17 protein-coding genes are annotated in these 21,751 nt (G+C 68.7%); 8 read left to right on the top strand and 9 right to left on the bottom strand.

The window, feature by feature from the left end:
- Nucleotide 1 precedes the first annotated feature (1 nt).
- Nucleotides 2-622: a TetR/AcrR family transcriptional regulator gene (locus tag ON33_RS21805; protein WP_040860837.1), complete on the bottom strand. Its 621-nt coding sequence runs from the start codon at nucleotides 620-622 to the stop codon at nucleotides 2-4.
- A 346-nt stretch (nucleotides 623-968) separates the two neighbouring features.
- Between ON33_RS21805 and ON33_RS21800 the strand changes: the two genes are divergently transcribed.
- The 3 genes from ON33_RS21800 to ON33_RS21790 all read left to right on the top strand — a co-directional run bounded on the left by ON33_RS21800 (nucleotide 969) and on the right by ON33_RS21790 (nucleotide 5,321).
- Nucleotides 969-1,628, top strand: a complete 660-nt coding sequence (locus ON33_RS21800; RefSeq protein ID WP_083869199.1) for a phosphate signaling complex PhoU family protein — start codon at nucleotides 969-971, stop codon at nucleotides 1,626-1,628.
- Nucleotides 1,629-1,749: 121 nt separating this feature from the next.
- On the top strand, nucleotides 1,750-4,302 hold the full coding sequence (locus ON33_RS21795) for an MFS transporter (protein WP_083869174.1): 2,553 nt from the start codon (nucleotides 1,750-1,752) through the stop codon (nucleotides 4,300-4,302).
- Nucleotides 4,303-4,430: 128 nt separating this feature from the next.
- Nucleotides 4,431-5,321 (top strand): SGNH/GDSL hydrolase family protein, encoded by an 891-nt coding sequence (locus tag ON33_RS21790; protein ID WP_051152604.1) that lies wholly within the window; start codon nucleotides 4,431-4,433, stop codon nucleotides 5,319-5,321.
- A gap of 12 nt (nucleotides 5,322-5,333) precedes the next feature.
- Here ON33_RS21790 and ON33_RS21785 read toward each other — a convergent pair whose 3' ends face one another.
- Nucleotides 5,334-7,298, bottom strand: coding sequence for a molybdopterin-containing oxidoreductase family protein (locus ON33_RS21785; protein ID WP_051152603.1), 1,965 nt, complete (start codon nucleotides 7,296-7,298; stop codon nucleotides 5,334-5,336).
- Nucleotides 7,299-7,480: 182 nt separating this feature from the next.
- Between ON33_RS21785 and ON33_RS21780 the strand changes: the two genes are divergently transcribed.
- Both ON33_RS21780 and ON33_RS21775 read left to right on the top strand, forming a co-directional pair.
- Nucleotides 7,481-7,891, top strand: coding sequence for a hypothetical protein (locus tag ON33_RS21780; RefSeq protein ID WP_040860835.1), 411 nt, complete (start codon nucleotides 7,481-7,483; stop codon nucleotides 7,889-7,891).
- A gap of 240 nt (nucleotides 7,892-8,131) precedes the next feature.
- Entirely contained in the window at nucleotides 8,132-8,872 is a 741-nt protein-coding gene (locus ON33_RS21775; RefSeq protein WP_040860834.1) for a DUF6319 family protein, read from the top strand.
- Nucleotides 8,873-8,958: 86 nt separating this feature from the next.
- Here the strand turns inward: ON33_RS21775 and ON33_RS21770 are convergent, their stop codons facing one another.
- Nucleotides 8,959-10,479 carry a GGDEF domain-containing protein gene (locus ON33_RS21770; protein ID WP_040860833.1) on the bottom strand — a complete coding sequence of 507 codons (1,521 nt, stop codon included), beginning with the start codon at nucleotides 10,477-10,479 and terminating at the stop codon, nucleotides 8,959-8,961.
- 270 nt (nucleotides 10,480-10,749) lie between these two features.
- On the opposite strand from ON33_RS21770, the gene galK reads away from it, so the two are divergent.
- Complete coding sequence (gene galK / locus ON33_RS21765; RefSeq protein ID WP_245550652.1) at nucleotides 10,750-11,859, top strand: galactokinase; 1,110 nt, start codon at nucleotides 10,750-10,752, stop codon at nucleotides 11,857-11,859.
- Nucleotides 11,860-11,961: 102 nt separating this feature from the next.
- Here the strand turns inward: galK and ON33_RS21760 are convergent, their stop codons facing one another.
- From ON33_RS21760 to ON33_RS21735, 6 genes are all read right to left on the bottom strand, one after another.
- The gene (locus tag ON33_RS21760; RefSeq protein ID WP_040860831.1) at nucleotides 11,962-12,684 is read right to left on the bottom strand and encodes a DUF8020 domain-containing protein; all 723 of its coding nucleotides are present in this window, start codon (nucleotides 12,682-12,684) and stop codon (nucleotides 11,962-11,964) included.
- Nucleotides 12,685-12,820: 136 nt separating this feature from the next.
- Nucleotides 12,821-14,167, bottom strand: a complete 1,347-nt coding sequence (locus tag ON33_RS21755) for a PepSY-associated TM helix domain-containing protein (RefSeq protein WP_373281053.1) — start codon at nucleotides 14,165-14,167, stop codon at nucleotides 12,821-12,823.
- Between the two features lie 357 nt (nucleotides 14,168-14,524).
- Nucleotides 14,525-15,100, bottom strand: coding sequence for a hypothetical protein (locus ON33_RS21750; protein ID WP_245550651.1), 576 nt, complete (start codon nucleotides 15,098-15,100; stop codon nucleotides 14,525-14,527).
- Nucleotides 15,101-15,177: 77 nt separating this feature from the next.
- Nucleotides 15,178-16,839: an acyl-CoA synthetase gene (locus ON33_RS21745; protein ID WP_040860829.1), complete on the bottom strand. Its 1,662-nt coding sequence runs from the start codon at nucleotides 16,837-16,839 to the stop codon at nucleotides 15,178-15,180.
- 243 nt (nucleotides 16,840-17,082) lie between these two features.
- Nucleotides 17,083-18,744, bottom strand: coding sequence for an acyl-CoA synthetase (locus ON33_RS21740; protein ID WP_040860828.1), 1,662 nt, complete (start codon nucleotides 18,742-18,744; stop codon nucleotides 17,083-17,085).
- A 387-nt stretch (nucleotides 18,745-19,131) separates the two neighbouring features.
- On the bottom strand, nucleotides 19,132-19,959 hold the full coding sequence (locus ON33_RS21735; RefSeq protein WP_040860827.1) for an SDR family NAD(P)-dependent oxidoreductase: 828 nt from the start codon (nucleotides 19,957-19,959) through the stop codon (nucleotides 19,132-19,134).
- A gap of 107 nt (nucleotides 19,960-20,066) precedes the next feature.
- Between ON33_RS21735 and ON33_RS21730 the strand changes: the two genes are divergently transcribed.
- Nucleotides 20,067-20,852 (top strand): helix-turn-helix transcriptional regulator, encoded by a 786-nt coding sequence (locus ON33_RS21730; RefSeq protein WP_245550650.1) that lies wholly within the window; start codon nucleotides 20,067-20,069, stop codon nucleotides 20,850-20,852.
- A 91-nt stretch (nucleotides 20,853-20,943) separates the two neighbouring features.
- Nucleotides 20,944-21,750 carry an SDR family oxidoreductase gene (locus tag ON33_RS21725; RefSeq protein WP_040860826.1) on the top strand — a complete coding sequence of 269 codons (807 nt, stop codon included), beginning with the start codon at nucleotides 20,944-20,946 and terminating at the stop codon, nucleotides 21,748-21,750.
- Nucleotide 21,751: the final 1 nt, after the last annotated feature.

Below are 21,751 nucleotides of genomic sequence, written 5' to 3'. Positions count from 1 at the left end.
GCTAGGCCGGCGGTTGGGGCAGGCCCGCCGCAAGGGCCGCGAGGGCCTGGCGGACCAGATGGGTGACGGGTTCGGGCGGGGCGGTGCGCGCGTAGACCTCGAAGGCAGCCTGGAGCGCGGCGCCCGCCGCTCCTGCCACCAGCCGCGGGTAGATGTCCACGTCGGGATCGGTGCCGGTGCGTTCGGCGATGGCGGCCACGAGGTTGTCCTCGGCGCCCTTGGCCAGCAGGGCCCTGGTTTCGGGGGCGGCCATCAGTTTCCGGACCTCGGCGAGCTCCGCGGGCGTGGGCATGTAGCGCGCCGACTCGGCCAGTTCCGTCTCGAACGGTTCGAGCAGTGCCACCGTGAGCGACTCCCACAGTGGCTCGTTCGCCGGTCGGGAGCGCAGGATCTCGACGGCGCTGCCGAGTCGGGCCAGGTGCCGGTAGACGAGCGCGTCGTACTTGCCGGTGAAGTAGTTGTTGAAGGTGCGCACCGACACTCCCGCGCGGGCGGCGATGTCCTCGCGCACCACGTTCTCGAGGCCGCGCTCGAACATGAGGTGAAGGGCCGCGTCGCTCAGGGCTTTCCGGGTGTCGAGCTTCTTGCGTTCGCGGAGACCGAGGGGCTGTTCGTCCGGCATGACTCCAGTATGCGTAAAACGTGCCCAATGGGCAATGTTTCTCGTTGGGAAAGTTTCCCGCTCATGATCCAGCTGCCCCACCCAGCGTGCCGGCGGCGTGGCTTACGCTCCCGCGGATCGGGAAGGGGCAGGTGGTGCGTGGAGATAGTGGGCTGGTGATCCTGGGCTCGATCCTCGGCACGGCCCGGCCAGGGTGCGGCCCGCGATCGAACCCGCCGTTGTTGGCAGGAACAGAGAATTCTGGTCGGTCTGTTTTTCTCTCGGCTCGACAACCGAGAGTCATTCGGGGATAAAGGTTTTGCCACGATAGTGTGCAGGTATGCGGGTGGGCGGCGAAGATATGCGAGTGCGCACGAAATTCTCCAGCGAACTGATGGCGCTGACCGACGAGCTCGCGCATATGGCGCGACTGACGCACGAGGCCTCGGAACGGGCCTCGGCGGCACTCCTCGGCAGCGACCTGACTGCTGCCTACGAGGTGTTCGCGTTCGAGGAACAGGTGGAGATCGAGCACGCGAAATGTGAGGACCGGTCGGTCATCCTGCTCGCCCTGGAGGCGCCGGTGGCCCGCGACCTGCGCCAGGTGGTGACGGCCATGCAGATCGCCGACGACCTGCTCGCGGTCAGCCGCGCGCTGAGCCGGGTGGCCGATGTGGTGGTGCGCCGCTATCCGAATGCCGTGGCCCCGCGGCAGGCGCTCGACCTGCTCGCGGAAATGTCCGCCGCGGTCACCGATCTCACGGACCTGGCGGGCAAAGTCATTGCGGCACAGAACCCGCCGCGGGATCGCGCGCTGGTGCCGCGCGACGAGAATCTGGAGCGGCTGCGCGGCCGGCTGGTGGAGCTGGCCGCCGATGACGGCTGGCCGCACGGGCCGGCCATGGCCATCGACATCGCGCTGCTGGCCCACCACTACGAGCGCGGCGCCGACCACTGTGTGCGCATCGGGCGGCTCATTCGCTTCTTCCACACCGGTATTCCGCTCTACGCGCAAACGGAGGCGTAACCGCCACCTCGTGTGAGGGGCCCCGATCGGCGGGAGTAGGCTGCCCGAATTGCTTCATGGCGAGGTCTTTTCGAGTAGTACCGCACGCACGGACAGTCGAAATCTGACAAGGGCCCCAAACATGACTAATAGCTCCACCCAGACATCGGTGTCCATCCCGTCGCGGGTGGCGGCGCCGGTCCGGGTCGCCCCGGCCGCCAACGCGCCGATCGAGAGAACACCGCCGATCGAGAGCACGCTGTCGCACCGCCAGATCATGACCATCCTGTCCGGCCTGCTGCTGGGCGTCTTCCTGGCGGCGCTGGACCAGAACATCGTGAGCGTGGCGATCGTCCGCATCGCCAACAGCCTGCACGGGTTCGACAAGCAGGCCTGGGCCACCACGGCCTATCTCATCACCGCCACCATCTCGACGCCGCTCTACGGCAAGCTCGCCGACATCTACGGCCGAAAACCCTGCTACCTCATCGCCATCGGCGTCTTCGTGATCGGCTCGGTGGCCTGCACCTTCGCCACCTCCATGTATCAGCTCGCGGGATTCCGTGCGCTGCAGGGCGTCGGCGCCGGCGGGCTCATGTCGTTGGCCTTCACCATCATCGGCGATATCGTGCCGCCCCGCGAAAGAGTCAAGTACCAGGGCTATTTCATGATGGTCTTCGGCATCGCCACGGTACTCGGCCCGGTGCTGGGCGGCTTCTTCTCCAATGCCGACCACATTCTCGGACTCTCCGGCTGGCGCTGGGTGTTCCTGGTGAACGTACCGATCGGCGTGCTGGCGATCCTGGTCGTCGGCAAGGTGCTGGACGTACCCTTCGAGCGGCACCGCCACCGCACCGACTGGCTGGGGGCGATAACCCTTGCGGCGGGCACGGTTCCGCTGCTCATCGTCGCCCAGCAGGGCCGGGACTGGGGCTGGAGTTCACATCGCGCCCTGCTCGGCTATGCCATCGCGGCGGCCGGGCTGGTGCTGTTCCTGGTTGTCGAATTCCTCATGAAGGACAGCGCGCTGATTCCGCTGCGGCTGTTCGGGAATCGCACCTTCAGCATCGCCATCGTGGGCGGGTTCATCGTCGGCGTGGCGATGTTCGGCGCGATCGTGCTGGTGCCGCTCTACTTCCAGGTGGTGCGTGGGTATTCGCCCACGCGCTCCGGGCTTTTCATGCTGCCACTGGTGATGGGCATCATGCTGGGCGCGCAATTGTCCGGGCTCGTCACCAAGTTCACCGGGCGGTACAAGATGCTGCCGGTGCTCGGCTCGCTGGTGATCGGCGCCGGGTCGGTGCTGTTCGCGCTGGTGCACTACGACAGTCCGCTGTGGCAGCCGCTGCTGTACTGCGGCGTCATCGGTTTCGGCCTGGGCGGGTGCATGCAGACGCTCGTCATCGCGGCGCAGAACGCCGGGCCGCGCACCGATATGGGTGTCTCCACCGCGTCGGCCACCTTCTTCCGGCAGATGGGCGGCACGCTCGGTGTCGCGGTCTTCCTGACCATTCTGTTCAACCTGCTGCCCCGCAAGATCATGGCTGCCTTCGGCGGACAGCTACCGCCGGGATTCGATGCCGGGCAGCTGGGCCGGATCCAGAGCAATACCAGCGGCATCGCGGCCCTGCCGGAGCAACTGCGCGTACCCATCCTGACCGGGTTCACCCATGCCATGGGCGGAGTGTTCTTAGTGGCGGCCGCGGTGGCGGTGGTAGCGGCGTTCGTGCTCATGTTCATGAAAGAGATTCCGCTGCAGGATGTTCCGGTGCGGGTGGTGGCTGAGGTGGCCGAGCCTGAGCCCGACATCGAGCCGGAGCCCGACATCGAGCCGGAGCCCGACATCGAGCCGGAGCCCGAGCCGGAGCCCGAGTTCCACTTCGTCCAGCCGTCGGGACTGTCGGTCTCGGGCTGCGTGCACCGCGAGGACGGGCAGTCGGTGCCCGATACCGTGCTCACCCTCATCGACCAGCGTGGGCGGCAGGTGTCGCGCGCCGTCGGCGCAGCCGACGGCGGCTATGTCATCGGCGTGCCGCGGGCGGGCGGCTATGTGCTGATCGTGTCGGCGTTCGGGTATCAGCCCGCCGCCGTGACCATTTCGGTCGGCAGCCGCCCGCTCAGCCTGGACGTGGCGTTGCTCGGCTCCGGTGAGGTGTCGGGCGTGGTGCGGTCGGCGGGACGCGGTGCGCCGCTGGGCGATGCGACCATCACCCTCACCGACGCGTTCGGCGATGTGGTCGGCTCGGCGGTTACCACCGTGGACGGCGACTTCACCTGCCGCGGCGTGCTGGCCGGCACCTACACGCTGGTCGCGGTGGCGGACCACATGCGTCCCTCCGCGGTCACCCTGACCGTGCCGGACAGCGGAATGCTGCGTCACGACATCGAATTGGCGCCGCGCGCGGTGTTGGCGGGGTCGGCGTGCAATGAGCGCGGTCTCGGCGTGCCCGATGCCCAGATCACGGTGCTGGACGAGGCGGGGGACCTGATCGCCATCACCCGCACCGACGACGCCGGACGCTATGTGGTGCCGGATCTGACCGAGGGACGCTACACCGTGATGGCCCGGGGTTATCCTGCGGTGTTCAGCCGGGTCACGGTCGCCGATGGTGAGGTCGCGCACGATGTCCTGCTGGGATACGAGCGGGTGGAGTCGCCGGAACACGAGCGGTTGGAGTCGGTGGATCGGGTCTGAGCCGAGGCCGGAAACGTTGCGACCGAAGATTGTTTCAATTCGCCGCGCGCCGCGGTCGTGCAGCTGTTAGGTTCCGCACTGAATACAGTCCGACATTCGGTATTGGGCTGGTCCAGGGGAGAACAGACATGAAGACCTCGCGTGTACTGCTGACCGTCGCCGCCCTAGCCGCCATCATTCCGGCCGTCGCCGCCCAGGCAGACCCGGCCACCGCCGATACCCCGGCCGTCAACGAGTATGTGGCCCTGGGTGATTCCTGGGCCGCCGACGCCACCCTGAGCCAGCTCACCACCGCCTTCACCGCGGCCGGCTGCGCGCAGAGCGTCCACGACTACGCCAAGCAGGTCGCCGCGGCCCTGGCCGTGCCGGTGTTCCGCGACGCCACCTGCGGTGGCGCGGTCACCGCCGACATGACCCGGCCGCAGCACACCGTGCTCGGCGACAACGCCCCGCAGTTCGACCGGCTGACCGAGACCACCGACCTGGTCACCCTCGAAATCGGCGGCAACGACGCGGATCTGGCCGGAACCGTCTCCGACTGCATCACCGCCGACCCTGCCGTCAGCCCCTGCCTGAACGAGATGGTGGTGAACGGCGTCGACCGGATGTCGCAGAACATCGCCCGCACCGAACCCCGCGTGGCCGCCGCCATCGCCGGCATTCGCGAGCGCGCCCCGCACGCCCGCATCCTGCTCCTCGACTACTTCGAGGGCATCGGCCTCGACGGCGGCTGCTGGCCCGAGATCCCCATCTCCGACCCCGACGCGATCTGGCTGGGGCAGAAGCTGATCGAGATGCACGACATGCTCGCCCGGGTCGCCGACGAGACCGGCGTCGACTTCGTCGACACCTACGACGGCAGCTCCGGCCACGACGCCTGCAAGCCTGTCGGCACCCGCTGGGTCGAAGGTCTCCTGCCCTTCTCCGGCAGCCCCCTCGGCCTCGCCGTCCCGTTCCACCCCAACCAGCTCGGCGCGGACTACCAGGCCCGGCGAGTGCTGGAGACGCTGAACTCCTGAGCGACCCGGCGCTCAGCGGCGCAGGGTGATCGATACCCGGTTGTCGTGGAAGACGGCGCCGCCACCGAAGTCCGAGTCGCGTTCCGCGACCGTGGCGTTCACCGTCGAGCCGCCGGAGTGCTTGGCCCAGCGCCCCTTCGTGGTCGCGGCGACGCCCCGGCGGACTCGGTCGGAGATCTCGGCGGTGGCTTCGAAGGAACCGCGGTCGTTGTGGACGGTGACCGGATCACCGTCCGCGATGCCGCGTGCCGCCGCGTCCTCCGGATGAACGGTGATCGTCGGTACGCCTGCGCGCCTGCGTAATTCGGGATCGATGCCGAAGGTCGTGTTAAGGAAGTAGTGCGACGCCGCGGAGATGAGCACCAGGCCGTCGCCCGGATCGGCGGGCGGGGTGTATCCGGCCAGGGGATCGTGGCCCGCCTTGGCCGCGCGGTCCGAGACGAACCGTAGCCTGTTCGCGGGCACGGGGCCCGGATCGATCTTCAGGAAGCCCTCGGCGCGCAGGCGGTCGACGTCGTACTGTTTCAGCAGCTGGTTCGCCAGGTCCTCATCCGAGTCGTAGAGCGCTGGTTCGGTCAGCCCCATGCGCCGGGCCAGCCGGCGGAAGGTCTCGGTGGTGGGCAGGCATTCACCGGGCGGGGTCACGGCCGGTTCGTTCCAGACCAGATAGAGATTGCCGTACGCGGCCAGCACATCGAGGTGCTCGGGCTGCATGGTGGCCGGGAGGACGATATCGGCGTAGTCGACCGTGTCGGTCGGAAAATGTTCCAGGACAACGGTGAACAGGTCCTCGCGCGAGAGCCCCTCGATCACCCGTCGCTGATCGGGATTGGAGCCCACCGGATTCGCCGCGATCACGAACAGCGCCTGCACCGGCGGCCCGTCGGTCTCCAGCAGCTCCTCGCCCATCCGGGTCATGGACAGCGTCCGGACCGGATGCGGCAGCAGATCCAGGCGCATCAGCGCGGGCGTATCGAGCCGGAAGTGCCCGCTGGTCGAATAGTGCAGTCCGCCACCGGGAATCGCCCAGTCGCCGGTGACGCCGGGCAGGCAGGCCAGGGTGCGCAGCGCCATACCGCCGCCCGCGTGCCGCTGCATGCCCTGCGAGGCGCGAATGGCGGTGGGCCGGGTGCGGGCGATGCGCTCGCCGAGGGCCACGATGCGCTCCACCGGCAGCCCGGTGATCTCGGCGACCCGCTCCGGCGGGTACTCCGCGATGCGGTCACGGAATTCGGGCCAGCCCGCGGTATGGGCGGCCAGGAACTCGGTGTCCTCGGCCCCCAACCCGACGATCACGTGCATGAGGCCCAGCGCCAGCGCGGCATCGGTGCCGGGCAGCGGGGCCAGATGCTCGTCGCAGCGTTCGGCGGTGCGGGTGCGCACCGGATCGATGGCGATCGTGTACGCGCCGCTGTCCTGGATGAACTTCCAGACATGATGGCCCGAGCTGAGCGGATTGGTGCCCCACAACAGGATCAGCTTCGACTTCGCGAGGTCCTCCGGGTCCATGCCGCCCGAGGTGCCCAGGGTGTATTTCAATCCCGTGCTGCCCGCGATCGAGCAGATGGCCGGGTCGTGCAGGGAGGCGCCGAGCGCGTTGAAGAATCGCCTGCCGGAAAAGCCCTCCAGCCCTTGGAGGTAGCCGAGGCTGCCGGTGCCGTGGAACGGCCAGATCGCCTCGCCGCCGTATTCGGCGATGATGCCGGTGAGCTTGCCGGCGATCTCGTCGAGCGCCTCGTCCCAGGTGATCGGCTCGAAGCGGCCCTCGCCCTTGCGGCCGACACGGCGCAGCGGTCGGGTGAGGCGTTCAGGGGAGTGGACCTGTTCGAGGTAGCGGTTCACCTTGACACACAGCGCGCCCCGGGTGACCGGATGCTCCTTGTTGCCGCGCAGGCCGGTGGCCCGGCCGTCCTGGACGTCCACCACCCAGGAGCAGGCATCCGGGCAGTCGAGCGGGCATGCGCCGAGAACCTTCACCTCACTGATCGTAGGCAGGTGCCTGTGAGTGCGCGAAATGCGAGCGTATGGCCCATTTCGGACGGCGACACGCCTATGCCGTCATGTGACGACACGCGGTCGTGCTGGGGTACTCTCGGCGCGCGGCTAATCAGCCGCAACAGGATTGCGGGGGCGGAAGTGCGCGGTGGAATGGGAGATTCATGATCACCCCCGGCCGAGGTCTCGTCGGTGTCGTCTCGGGATGTGCGGCGCTGCTCACCGGATGCGCCCACGCCGGCCACACCGATTCCGCGCACGCACACCAGTCCAACACCGAGATGGCGTCGACCGATGGCGGCGAGATGCAGCGCAGCGCCTTCGTCACCGCCTGTGCGGGCACCTCGGCGGGCTGGCAGGCGACGGCCGTGGTGAGCAATCGGGATGTGGTGGAGCACAGGTATCTGGTGGTGATCAGTTTCATGTCGCCGGAGTCCACGGATCTGGAACGGACACGCACCGAGGTGCTGGTGGCGCCGGGCTCGACCCAGGACTTCACCACGGAGACGCTGCTGGATCCGGTCTCGCGGCCGCAGACCGTGCGGTGTGTGCTGCGCGGGGTCGAGCAACTCTGATCGATACGCGCATATCGGACGCCGGTGCGGTCGCGCGACCTCGAAAGTTGCGTGGGGACAGGGGCGGACGCTTAGGATCACCAGCGCCGGCCATGCTCTGTGGGCCGCACCTATAGGAATTGCTGACGGTTCACTGGCTCTCGGGCGGTGACCATGTGCGTTCTCCGGATGTGGATTTGTCGGTGCCATGGTGCATGCTCTTGGCACGCAGATGTCCGCCCCGTCCGCCCGGAGTGCCCCATGTCGACCCGTACCAAGCCACAGCCCTTGTCGGATACCGAAATTCGGCAGATCGCCGCGGAAATCGACGCGGGCCGGCCACCGATGGTGTGGTTCACCGCGGTGGCGGTCGGCGTTCCGGAAGGCCGTTCCGGAAAGGTGATGTCCCTCGGGGATCCCTCCGAGGGGGATTTCCTGCAGGTGAAGCCGACGGGCTCGAAGGACGTGCTGTCCTTCGGTCCCACCGAGGTGACCCTGACCAAACCGGCCCGGCAGAACCCGGCCAAACCGGCCGGAGCTCAACCGAAAACGGCAACCAGGAAGGAACCCACCGTGACGATGTCGTCTCCCGCGACGACGCCGGCCACCGCGCCGAGCGCTCCGGAAGCCAAAATCGAGACCGCGCAGCCGGTCGCGGAATCCGCGCCCGAGGTCAAGGCCAAGCCCGCCGCCTCGCGCCCGGCGCGCAATGCCGCCGGCGCCGCCGCCAAGAAGGCGAAGGCCCCCGAGGTGACGGTCACCCTCAGCGGCACCGCCGAGGGCGAGTGGACCCTCGATGTCGTGAACGGCAAGAAGCGCGCCATCAAGGGCCTCGTCGTCACGAGTTCCGCTGTGGCCCAGGCCGCCAAGATCCTCCACCCCGAGTTCGCCGAGGTCGTCGACTCCATCCACGAGTCGGTCCGCTCCGCGCAGCAGGCCAAGGTGGAGCAGCTGCAGGCCGAACTCGAATCGGCCCGTCGGCTACTCGAAGACCTGGCCTGACGCGACGCCGCTCACGTAGAGGACAGTCGGCCCAACCCTTTTCGTGCGGGGTTGGGCTACATCCCTTGTGCGGAGCCCGCTCCGGCTCACACCGCGGATTCGCGGTGCCAGGTGCGCGGACCGGTGTCGGGACGGCTGCGTCGCAGGTCATCGTGGAAGATGTAGCCGAGCGAGTACTCCTTGGCGTGGTACATCGCCGAATCCGCCTCGCGCAGTAACTCGTAGACCGTGGTCTCGGTCTCCCGCGGCTTGGTGCAGGCGATTCCGATGCTGGCCGCGATGCGCACCTCGGCCGCGCTCAGCTCGAACGGTTCCCCCATGGTGGCCAGCAGCCGCTCGGCCAGTTGACGGGCCTGCGGCTGCGCCAGCGGGGCCAGCACCACGAATTCGTCGCCGCCGTAGCGGGCGGCCGCGTCATCGCGGCGGATCACGCGTCGGATGCGGGCCGCGGCATTGGCGATGAGCTCGTCGCCCACCGCGTGCCCGTAGTTGTCGTTGACCCGTTTGAAGCCGTCCAGGTCGATGAACAGCAGGGCCAAAGGCTGTCCGGCCCAACGGTCCCGATTACGATGCAGCGCCCGCAGCAGGGCGGCGCGGTTCAGAAGTCCGGTGAGCATGTCATGGTCTGCCTGATACTGCGCGCGCCGTTCGCTGCGGGCGCTGCGTTCGATGGCGCGTTCACTGCGTAGCAGTACGCCCGCTAGTAGTAGGGCGAATAGCGAGGACACCACCACGCGGTCGAGAGTGTCGAGGCTGGAGCCCACCACCGGCACCAGTGAGGCCACGATCATCACGATGGCGATGATGCTGGCCCGCTGCCGGGACCGGTGTGGATGAATGTCGCGGGGGCCGCCGAGGACCACCATGCTCGGGTGCAGCGCGGCCGCGCCGATCAGGGTGAATCCCAGTTGCAATGGCAGCAGCTGGATCTGACGGCCGAAGACCGCCGAGCCCGCGGTCTCCAGGTTGTAGGCCAGGTCGCCGGCCAGGATCACCAGCATGCCGAGGTGTACCAGCCGCAGCGAGGTCTCCGAGCGCGCCGCGGTGATCACCGAGTGCACGATCACGGTGAGCAGCAGCGCGTCCACGATCGGATCCGCGACGGAGGTGATGGTGGTGAAGTGGGTGTGGTGCGTCATGTGCAGCACCGGTGAGATGAGGAACGTCCACGACAGCAGCAGCGCGCCCAGGCCGATCAGTCCCGAGTCCAGCAGCAGATCGTGATCGGTGCTGTTCTGGCGCGGGCGCAGCCACAGCACCGCGGCCACGCCGACGCAGCAGTATCCGCTGAGGGTGAACAGATCGTCGAAGGGGTGGCGCTGTGATTCGGAGACGTGGCGCAGCCCGGTGCCGATGGCGAATTGCACCGCGGACGCGGACAATAGGTACCAGGGCAGCGGATGGCGGGGGCGGTACTTGCGTACGCCGAGCCCGATCATGGTGAGGCTGATGGCCACCGAGACGAAGAGGGTTCCCAGCGCGACCGCGCGAGTGTTGATCACCATAGGCAGGCCGAGAATGAGGACGCCACCGATGAACAGCGTGGTGCGCCAGCAGATTCTGAACCGCGGACCGGACCGTTCGGCCGGTTGTACGTCCGTTCCCACCAGCCCCCCTTGTCCGAGCAGTACTCGAAAAACACCGCCGATCATCAACCGAGTGTTGCGGTACGAGCATAGGTCCCCACGCAGCGGTGGCAGAGTGCCCGGTCGACGAAGGCGCTGCCACTATCTGGGCAACCGATCCGATCATGACATGAAAACGCCCGCTCCGGAGCGGAGTTCGGCGAACCCGCAGGACTGCTTTCCGAGAGACTCGCTATGCTCCCTGCGAATCGAACCATACGGCCTGCGCGACCCTGTGAACAGGAGCCGGAAGTGGAATCGACGGCGCCACGCTGGTGGGCTCCGGGCCGGGTGAATCTCATCGGCGAGCACACCGATTACAACGACGGCTACGTGCTGCCGATGGCCCTGCCACTGGGTGTGACCTGCACCGCGTTGGCCAGACCGGATGGCGTGGTGCGGCTGAGATCCCGGCAGCGGCCCGGTGCGGTCGACACCACCACCGCCGCCCTCGGCGCCGCCGGCTGGTCCGATCTCCCTGCCTGGTCGCACTATCCGCTCGGCGTCGTCCGCGAATTCGAGCGCCGCGGCCACGAGGTGCCCGGCATCGACCTCGACCTCGACGGCACGGTCCCGATCGGCGCGGGCCTGTCCTCCTCGGCGGCCCTGTCCTGTTCGGTCGCCCTCGCCCTGCGCGATCTCTTCGCCCCCGCGGTCACCGTGTCCGAACTCGTCGACATCGCCCGCACCGCCGAGAACGTCTACGCCGGCGTCCCCACCGGCATCCTCGACCAGTCCGCTTCCCTGCTCTGCACCCCCGGCCATCTCCTCTTCCTGGACACCCGTACCGGCGCCACCGAACAGATCCCCTTCGACCTGAACGCCTTCGGCCTCTCCATGCTGATCATCGACACCGGCACCCCGCACCGTCTGGTGGACGGCGAATACGCCGCCCGCCGCGCCGAATGTGCCGCCGCCGCAGCTCAACTGGGCGTCCGCACCCTCCGCGACGTCCCCTTCGCCGCCGAAGCCGACCACCTCCCCGACCCCGTCCTCCGCCGACGCGCCCGCCACGTCATCACCGAAAACGCCCGTGTCCTGCGAATTGCCGAACAATTGCGCACCGGCGCCGACCCCCGCCGCATAGCCCCCCTCCTCACCGAAGGCCACACCTCCCTCCGAGACAACTTCGAAGTCTCAGCCCCACCCCTGGACACCGCCGTAACCGCCGCCCTCTCCGCCGGCGCCCACGGCGCCCGCCTGACCGGCGCCGGCTTCGGCGGCAGCATCCTCGCCCTCGTCGACCAGGACCGCGTCCCGGAAGTACGAACGTCCGTCCGAGAAGCCTTCTCAGCCAACGGGTTCAACCCACCCCGCGACTACACCGTCACCCCCTCCGCCGGCGCCCACCGCCTCCCCTGAGTCGACCCACGCCGACCGGCAACCGTGTGGTGTCGACCGCGGACCTGAACCCGCCATCCGATCGCGTGGCTCGAGATCGGATGGCGGCGAACGGTTTTCGGTCTACTTGGCCGGCTGGATGCTGGGCTGGTTGATGGTTGTGAAGTACTGGACTGCGGCGGCGATGGCTACCGGGGCGGTGACGAAGAGTTGGCCGGCGATGGTGCCCAGGAAGCCGACGGAGGCGGCGCCGATGAGGCAGCCGGTGCCTGCCGCGCCGAGGAGGGGGATGAACATGGCGGCCAGGACGCCTGCGGAGCCGAGGGTGACCAGGCCTGCGGCGCCTACTGCGCCGAGGAGGCAGCCGAGGGCTGCGCCGCCCAGTCCGCCCGCGAGGGTGCCGATGGTGGCGCCCATGGAGAGGGTGCTCGTCATACGGCTCCAGGCGGCTTGTTCGCGCTCGTAGTCGGACTTCCAGGGGGCGCTGCTCTCGAAGGGGAGGGCGACCGGCTGGTAGACCGCGTGTGCGGCGTCGAACTGGGGGGTGAGGGTGGCGACGCGGTCGTGGATGTCGGCCGCGACGGGGAAGACGAAATCGTCTACCCGGAAAGACAATTCGGTGCCGGCGACGGTGGTGCCGTCGGCGGCCCGGATCTTCAGGACACCGTTGTCGACCACCAGCGACCCGGCATCCGTGCGGATGACCAGGTCCTTCTCGCCGGTGGTGGCCGTGTAGTTGACGACACCCGCGTCGGACGGGGCGGGTGCGGCGTTCACGGTTCCGGCGGTGACCCCGAGCGCGGTCGTCAGGAGGGCGGCGGACATGGCGAACTTGTTGAGCTTCATCAGGTTACGGCTTTCGTCGGTGCGGGTCAGGGTCCGCACGGGTGGCGTGGCTCTTCTCTGTGCGTGAGCCACGAGAGGATGTGACCGGCCGACGGCATGGCCCGGAGGCCTTGTCGCTCAGCGGTTCTCGTTTGAACTAGGCGGTGGCGCGAAGGCGGGCTCCCACACCCGCCAGCACGTCGATCACCAGGAAGGCCAGCAGCGGAATGCCGATCATGGGCGCGAACCAGCCGACCACCGCGGCGGCCGCTGCCAACGGCGCCAGGACGATCAGCGGGGTCTGCGCCAGCGCCCGGCGTGGGGCCTTGCCCACGGCGAGGCTCGACTCCTTGGTCGGGCGGCGCCGCCACCACATGAGGTAGCCGCGCACGATCACCGTGACCAGCCCGGCCATGATGACCAGCAGCAACAGCTGATTGGCCAGGCCGAACAGCAGACCCATGTGGAACTGGATGCCCCAGTTGGTCAGCTTGGCCATGAGCGGCCAATCGGCGTAAGGCAGCTTGTCGGTGACATTGCCGGTCGCGCCGTCCACCGCGATGGCATCGCGGGTGTACTGCCCGGGCCGGCGCAGCTCCTGCGCCACGAAGGCGGTGCCGTCCTTGGCCGGAATGCTGATCTCCAGCGGCCCGTTGAGGCCATTGGCCCGGGCCACGCCGTACACGGTGTCGACCAGCGCCGCCTTGCCCGCGGCGGGCATGGGCGCACCGCCACCGTGATGGTCGTGTTCACCGCCCGCCGGCATGGCGGGTCCGGAACCCGGCAGGGTGGCGCTCACCGCGGGCGTGGTCCAGCTCAGCGCCCGCCGCAACTGGGTCACATTGTCGCCCGCGTACTTCGACCAGGTCATGCCGGTGGCCGACAGCAGCAGAAGCACCGGCAGAATCCAGACACCCACCACCGCATGCCAATTCAGCGTCCGGGCCCGCGGCTTCGACCGATCCGGCCGCACCAGCCAGCCGGGCGAACGCTTCTCGCGCCGCCCCCGCACCCGCCGGTACCAGAGCACCAGCCCGGCCAGCGCCACCAGCCACAGCCAGGAGGCCGCGAACTCGCTGTAGTAGCGGCCGAACGCGCCCAGGTGCAGATCCTTGTGCAGCCGGTCGATCCAGGTGCGCATGGGCAGCGCGCCCGAGCTGCCGTAGACGACGCTGTCGCCCACCGGCTGCGCGGTCGCCGGGTCGACGAACACCGCGCGCCGCTCGGATTCACCCAGCGACGGATCGCTGAAGATGACCCGTGTGGTCTCCCCGGCTTTCTGCCCGGGGGCCACCGCCACCAGCGCCAGGTTCGGTTCCGCCGCCTGCCCGGCGGCGACCTGCTCCTGCAACGGTTTGGCCGGACCGGTCGAATCGGTGTGCAGCAGTCCGCTGGAGGTGATGGTCTCCAGCGTCGGCGAGATCGCGTAGAGCGCACCGGTCACGGCCGCGATCAGGATGAACGGCGCCACGAAGACACCGGCGTAGAAGTGCAGTCGCAGCATGAGCGCCTGGAAGGCGTTGCCCGCGCTGCGTTTCGGAGCCTGCCCGGAGGGCGGCGGCTCCGTCGTCCGGGTAGGGGAGGGCGGCGGTGTCGTCTCGACACCGCTCTCAGTGATTGTCACCAGCGATCTTTCGGGTTCGAGGGAACACCCGGGAACACGCGGTATCGGAGCGGGCACGTCGATGCGGCGCTGTGTCCGGGCATGCCAGGACCCCCTCATGGCGCGCACGAGACTGCCACCGCGTACGCACAGCGGTCATGGAATACCGGGACGCGCATGACACCACCGCGACGGCCGCGGGCGTACAGCGAAGTCACACGGCCGTGAAAGCCCATGTGCCCGGGTGAAATAAAGGAATCAGCCTCGAACGAGCAGAGGTGGACCGCGGGTGCGGAAGACGTCGGCCGCGAAGATGCGCAGCACGACCAGATCCCGGTGCGGGATGGGCAGCAGCGGCGGACCGGTGAGGACCGGCAGTGCGATCGGCCGCGGCAGCGCCCAGGCCAGCACCGTGGTGCCGATCCGATAGGCCGCCTCCGCGCCCAGAATGACCACGGCCGCTGCGCAGGCCGCCACGAGGTGCGCGGCCAGCATGGCCGGACTCCACATCGAGGCGGTGTGGTGCTGATGGTGCATGCTGCCGGGCGAGCCCCACATCATGGCGAAGTGCCCGAGCAGCTGTCCGCCGATCAGGGCGACCACCAGCCCGAGCGCCGTGGTGCGCAGCGTGTGCACACTCGCTACCACCGCGCCGACCGCAGCCGAGGCGGCTACCAACAGCGTCAACGGCCCCGATTCCAGGGGCGCGGCCCCCGAGATCCAGCCGTGCGCCGCGACCGCGAGCGCGCCGGAAACCGAACCGGCCGCCGCGCCACGCAATACCGCAGCATCGCTGCTGGTTTGCGCCGCACGGCGGCCGGACACGGAACTCACGCGCTGATAATAGCGATCGAATTCCAGGCAAACTTTCGTGCCCCACCACTGAAGTGGCGGGGCACGAACGAGTTTGGTCAGCCCTCGGTGGCGTCCATCTCGATCAGCGGCTTGCGCAGCAACTTGCCGGTGGCATTGCGCGGCAGCTCATCGAGGAAGATCACCTCGCGCGGCACCTTGTAGCGCGCCAGGTTCTCCTTCACGTAGTCCTTGATCTCCTGCACGTCCCGCTTGGAGTTGGGCCCCGGAACCACGATGGCGCGCAGCCGCTTTCCGAAGTCGCGGTCGTCGACGCCGACGACCGCCGCCTCCAGGATGTCGTGCCGGTTGGACAGCAGGTTCTCGACCTCCTGCGGGAAGACGTTCTCGCCGCCGGAGACAATCATGTCGTCGTCGCGGCCGTCGATGAACAGCAGCCCGTCGGTGTCGAAGTGACCGACATCGCCGGAGGACATCAGGCCGTCCACGTATTCCTTGGTGCGGCCGTCGGTGTACTGCTTGAACGAGTGCCCGTTCTCGATGAAGATCGTGCCGGTCACATTGGGCGCGGAGATGCGCTTGCGGTTCTCGTCGTAGAGCGCGACGCGGATGCCGACCGGCGCCTTGCCCGCGGTGGTCGGCGCCTTGCGCAGCTCCGCCGGGGTGGCCACGGTCATGACCGCGCACTCGGTGGAGCCGTACACGTTGTAGAGGGTCTCGCCGAAGTAGTCGAGAGTGCGGGTGACGACGTCCGGCGGGATGGCCGAGCCGGCGGCGAAGATGACCTTCAGCGTCTGCTTCGGGTCGTACTTGGCCAGGGTCTCCTCGGGCAGATCCAGGATGCGCTGCAGCATGGTCGGCACCACGGTCAGGCCCTGGGCGCGGTACTTCTGGATGTTGGCCAGTGTGCCCTCGGGATCGAAGCGGCGCTGCTGGAAGACCACCCGGTTGCCCAGTGCGATCGACAGTGTGAACTGCGACAGGCCGGTGGCGTGGAAGATCGGGGCGGCCATCACCACGGTGCTGTTGCGCGGCAACGGGATTCGATCCAGGAACTGGGCCGTGATGAACGGGCTGACCTTGTCGCGCGGCGCGCCCTTCGGGGTGCCGGTGGTGCCCGAGGTCAGGATGACCATGCCGCCCGGCTTCTCCGGCGGGGCCAGTGCCGCGGTGGACTGCCCGGCGGTCACCGAATCGATGGTCGGAATCGACGGGTCGGCATTGTCTTTCTCGTCGACCCAGGTCAGGATGCGCGGGATCTCGGCGGGGATGGCCGACATCAGGTCGAAGAACTCGCTGTCGTGCAGCACGGCCTTGACGTTCTCGCGGGCGGCGACATCGGTGAACTGCGGCTTGGCGAAGCCGGTGTTCATCAGGACCGCACGCACGCCCAGCTTGCCGGCGGCGACCAGGCTCAGCACCATGCCGCGGTGGTCGCGGGCCAGCACGCCGATCACGTCGCCGGGGCCCAGGCCCTGGGCGGCGAGGCCGCGCGCGAAGGCATTGGACTGCTGGTCGAGTTGCTCGAAGGTGAGCTCGCCGCGCTCGTCGACGATGGCCGCGGACTTGGGATTGGTGTTGGCCGCGTGCACGACCGCGCCCGCGAACGGACCGAACTTCAGCACATTGAGCGCCGAGCGCACCGCGTGATCGGGGCGCAGCGGGCTGAAGAGTCCGCCGCGGACCATGGCGTTGACGCTGAGCGCGGTATCGCCGGCCCTGCGAAGAACCGTGGCAGCCGATGGAAGGGCAAGTGGCATGGGTACAACCTTCCGCGATCGCCTGCCGGACGAGTCGGCCGGGACCGCAACATCGAGATCCAGTGCGGTGCTAACCCTAGCAAGCGCAGGCAGCGGAGTTGTGGCCGAGGTCTCCGTTACTAGCGGTAACGAATAGACCGCGCGGCTGGTGGCCGGGATCCCATGATTGCCGCCGTGTCGCGGACGCCATTCGGGCCCGCGCCCGGTAGGGGAGCGGGCCGAATTCCGGTGGTGCGGGCCCCTCTACTGGCTCGCTACGGGAGGCTCGTATTCCACGAGGACGCGGCGCAGCAGCTTTCCGGTGGCATTGCGCGGCAGATCGTCGAGGAAGAAGACGTCCCGCGGCACCTTGTAGCGGGCCAGATTGGCCTTCACATAGGTCCGGATCTCCTCGGGCGCGAGCTCCATTCCCGGCTCGGGAACGATGAACGCGCGCAGCCGCTTACCGAATTCGACATCGTTCACCCCGACCACGGCCGCGTCGAAGACGTCGGGACGCTCCAGCAGCAGGTTCTCGACCTCCTGCGGGAAGACGTTCTCCCCGCCCGAGACGATCATGTCGTCGTCGCGGCCGTCGATGAACAGCAGTCCGCGATCGTCGAAGTGCCCGACATCGCCGCTGGACATATAGCCGTCGATGACCTCCTTCATCCGCCCGTCGGTGTAGCCCTTGAACGGCGAGCCCGAGCGGATGAACACGCGGCCGGTCACGTTCTTGCCGTGAACGCGCGTCCCGTCGTCGTCGAAGAGCGCCACCTCGCAGGTCAGCGGCGCCCGTCCCGCCGTCCCCGGCGCGAGGGTCAGATCCTCGGGCCGAGCGACCGAGGCGATCGCGCATTCGGTGGAGCCGTACAGGTTGTAGAGCACCGGCCCGAACACCTCGGCCGTGCGCACCGACAGTTCCGGCGACAGCGCCGAACCGGCCAGCACGATCCCGGTCAGCGAGGAGGTGTCGTACTTCTGTCGAATCTCCTTGTCCAGCTCCACCATTCGATGCAGCATGGTCGGCACCGCGACCAGCATGTCGGCGCGGTGCTCGGCGATCAGGCGCAGCGTGCGCTCGGCGTCGAAGCGGCGCGCCACCACCACCTTGTTGCCGAAGGCGCACGCGGTCAGCCAGGTCGCGAATCCGGTGGAGTGGAAGATGGGGGAGACGATGATCATCGTCCCCTGCTGCGGAAAGTCGATGCGGTCCACCATCTGCACGGTCGAGAGGGGGCCGGTGCGCTCGCGCGGTGCGCCCTTGGGCAGGCCGGTGGTGCCCGAGGTGAGAATGATGAATCCGCCCGGCTTCTTGGGCGCGGGCAGCGGCGTCGGCGCGTTGGACTCGATCAGCTCGTCCAGAGTCTTTACCCCGGACGGTACTTCCGTGCCCTCGTCGACCCAGGTCAGTACGCGGGGAAGGTCTGCGGGCAGGGCATCGAGCAGACCGAGGAACTCGCTGTCGTGCAACACGACTCGCACGTTCTCGCGCTCACACACCTGGGCGAACTGAGGTTTGGCGAATCCGGTGTTCATCAGTGCCAGCCGGGCGCCGAGTTTGCCCAGCGCCGCCATGGTCAGCACCAGGCCCCGGTGATCGCGGGCCAGCACGCCCACCACGGTCCCGGGTTTGACGCCGGAGCGCTGCAGGCCGCGCGCCAGCGCGTTCGACTGCTCGTCCAGCTCCCGGTAGGTGAGCTCGCCGCGCTCGTCCGCGAGGGCCGGCAGGTCCCCGAACAGGCGCGCCCCGCGCCGTACGGCCGTCGCCGGCGGCCCGAAAACCCTGGCGTCCCTGAGCAATCGCACCGTCTCCACGGGATCGGTGGGATCGCTCAGGCCCAGCTCCCGCAGCCGCTTCAAGCCTCTGAGCGCTTCACCGGTGTGCACCAAGCGCTGCCGAGCCGAATGCAGAACCGAGGCCATGCGGACCACCTCCGTTGACGAACCGTCCGCCGCCCGGACCCGACGGCGGTAGCGTCACCGTAACAGCGGTATGTGACCGCCGTTACACAATTCCGGTCACGACAGACACAGCAACGTCGGTCACGACAGGCACGGCAATTCTGAGCGAATGGCCCTGTCGTATTCACCTGCCGATAGCCTGCTCGTAACCCCGATCGCCAAGGCTGCGGGTTCCCCTTCCCCCGATCGATGAGGAATCTCATGGAACTGCTCGCCGTGCTCGCCAACATCGTCTCCGCCATGACCAGCGGCAGCTCGTCGCTCGCGGCCCTGTAGTAGCGAGCTCACGCGAACAGCCCGCCGATCACTCGGCGGGCTGTTCGCGTATCCGGGCTCTGAGATCCGGGTTCAGAAGCCGGTGGTCAGGCCCAGGTGGGCGGTGGCGTCCAGTTCGGCGGCGACGGTGGCCAGCTTGCCGCGGATCGCGCCGACCGCATCCGGGCCCAGGGCCAGGCGCAGCGGGGCGTCCGCCTGGCCGACCACCGCGAGGACGGCGGCCGCGGCCTTGCCGGGATCGCCCTGCTGCTGCTGATCGGAGGCGGGCAGGCCGTCGCGGATGGCGCCCACGGTGCCGGCGTAGTCCGGGATGGCGGAGCCGATGGTGAGGGCGGCGGGCTTGGCGAAACCGGTTCGGAATTCCCCGGGTTCGACGATCAGCACCTGGATGCCGAGCGGATTCACCTCGGCGGCAAGGGCTTCGCTGGCCAGCTCCAGCGCGCCCTTGGCGGCGCTGTAGGCGCCCACGCCCGCGAAGGACAGGAATCCGCCCATGCTGGTCAGCTGGACGACGGCGCCCGCGCGGCGCTCGCGCATCTGGGGCAGGACCAGCTGGGTCAGGCGCAGCGGGCCGAAGAACATGACCTCCATGGCGTCCCGCAGATCAGCCTCGGTGGTCTCCTCGATCGCGCCGACGATGCCGTAGCCCGCGTTGTTGACCAGGACGTCGATCCGCCCGGCCTCCTTGACCGCTCGTTCCGCGGCGGCCGGATCGCGGACGTCCAGGGTCACCACCTGCACCCGGCCCGGGTGCGCGGCAACCACGTCCGCCATCGTCTCGGGACGACGGACCGCGGCCACCACCTCGTCACCGGCGGCCAGCACGGCCGCGGTGAAGGCCGCGCCGAAACCGCTGTTCGCTCCGGTGATCAGCCAGCGGCGGGAGGTCTGTGCAGTCATGGGTCGCTTCCTTGATCGGTTCTTCCGGCGGGTCCGCCGGAGTGCTGTCCCCAACAATGCCCGCGCGCGGCGTGCTCCGGTATGGCCCAAAGGTGGAATATGGACCGGTGACCGGAGCCCTCACCGACCCCACTCGCCGTCCCCGCCCGCTCCCCGAGGGCGACCCGCTGAGCGCCGAGGATCATCGGCGGCTGATCGGGGTGCTCGAATCGGTGGATCGGGCCGGGGATCTGACCGAGTTCCGGGAGCGGCTGCTGCTCGCCCTGCAGAGCTGGTTCGGATTCACCGGAGTCGCTGTGCTGCACGGTGATTCGCTGGACGATGCGATCCGTGAGGGTTGCGGCATCCAGGGCGGGTACACCTCCGAGTTCCTCGCCGACTACGCCGCGCGGTGGATCGACGCGGATCCTCTGCGCGGCGAGATGGTCGCCGATCTGCTGCGGAACCGGGGCGTCATCCGGCTCAGCGAGGTGCCCGGCGCCACCCCGTTCCTGACAGACTTCCTGCGCCCCAACGGAATCAATGACAAGGCCGCCATGCTGGTGGACGGCGGACCCGCCGGTGTGCTGTATGTCGGTATGGCCGTGGCTGACTCGCTACGGGTGCCGGAACGGGACGTCGCGGTCCTGCACGCCCTGCGACGGCACCTCGCCCCATTGGCCGCCGATCAGCTCGCCCGGGACCGGGAACGGCGTGACACCACCGCGAATTGGCAACTGACGCCCCGGGAATGGGAGGTCGCGGATCTGGCCGCGCGCGGACTCACCAACCGGCAGATCGCCGAGCGCCTGTTCATCGGCGTCGATACCGTGAAGAAGCACCTCAGCCGGGTGTTGGCGGAGACTGCCTGCGCCAGCCGCACTCAGCTGGCCGTCCGCTTCGCCGCCGCCTGACCGCGCTCGCGGTGGCCTGACCGCGCCACCATCCGGTATCGAACCGGTCGATCCGGGTACCGGCGCCGAGACAGCGCCGCAAAATCAGGTGATGAGCGACCTCTTCGATTTCTCCGGCCGGACGGTCTTCGTGGCGGGCGGTACCAGCGGCATCAATCTCGTTGTGGCTCAAGCTTTCGCGCGGGCGGGGGCCTCGGTGGCGGTGCTCTCGCGCACGCCGGACAAGGTACGCGCGGCCGTCGACTCGCTCGGCGAATGCGGGGTCACCGCCCTGGGTTTCGCCGCGGATGTACGCGACTTCGAGGCGGTCGCCGAGGGCCTCGCGGCCACCTGCACCGAGCTCGGCGAGCTGGACGTGCTGGTCTCGGGCGCGGCCGGGAACTTCCCCGCGGCAACGGAATCCATGTCGGCGCGGGCCTTCGGGGCCGTGGTGGACATCGATCTGAAGGGCACCTTCAATGTCCTGCGCGCCGCCCGCGAGCACCTACGCACGCCCGGGGCGTCGGTCATCACCATCTCGGCGCCGCAGTCGACCGTTCCGATGACCCTGCAGGCCCACGCCTGTGCTGCCAAGGCGGGCGTGGACATGCTCACCAAGGTCGCGGCGCTGGAATGGGCGGGGGCGGGCGTCCGCGTCAATGCCGTGGTTCCGGGCCCCATCGAGGACACCGAGGGCATGTCCCGCCTGGCTCCCACTCCCGAATTGTCCGAGCTGGTGACCAGATCCGTGCCGCTGGGCCGCTACGGCACCGCCCAGGAGATCGCCGACTGCTGCCTGTGGCTGGCGTCCCCGTACGCCACCTACGTCAACGGCGCCATCATCCCCGTCGACGGCGGCTGGTCGCTGGGCGGCGCTTCCGAGGTCTTCACCGCCATGCGAAATCTACTGGCGGGCTGAT

It is taken from the genome of Nocardia niigatensis NBRC 100131 (genome assembly GCF_000308655.1).
In the GTDB taxonomy this organism is placed as follows: domain Bacteria; phylum Actinomycetota; class Actinomycetes; order Mycobacteriales; family Mycobacteriaceae; genus Nocardia; species Nocardia niigatensis.
This window is presented reverse-complemented; position numbering and strand designations above follow the sequence as displayed.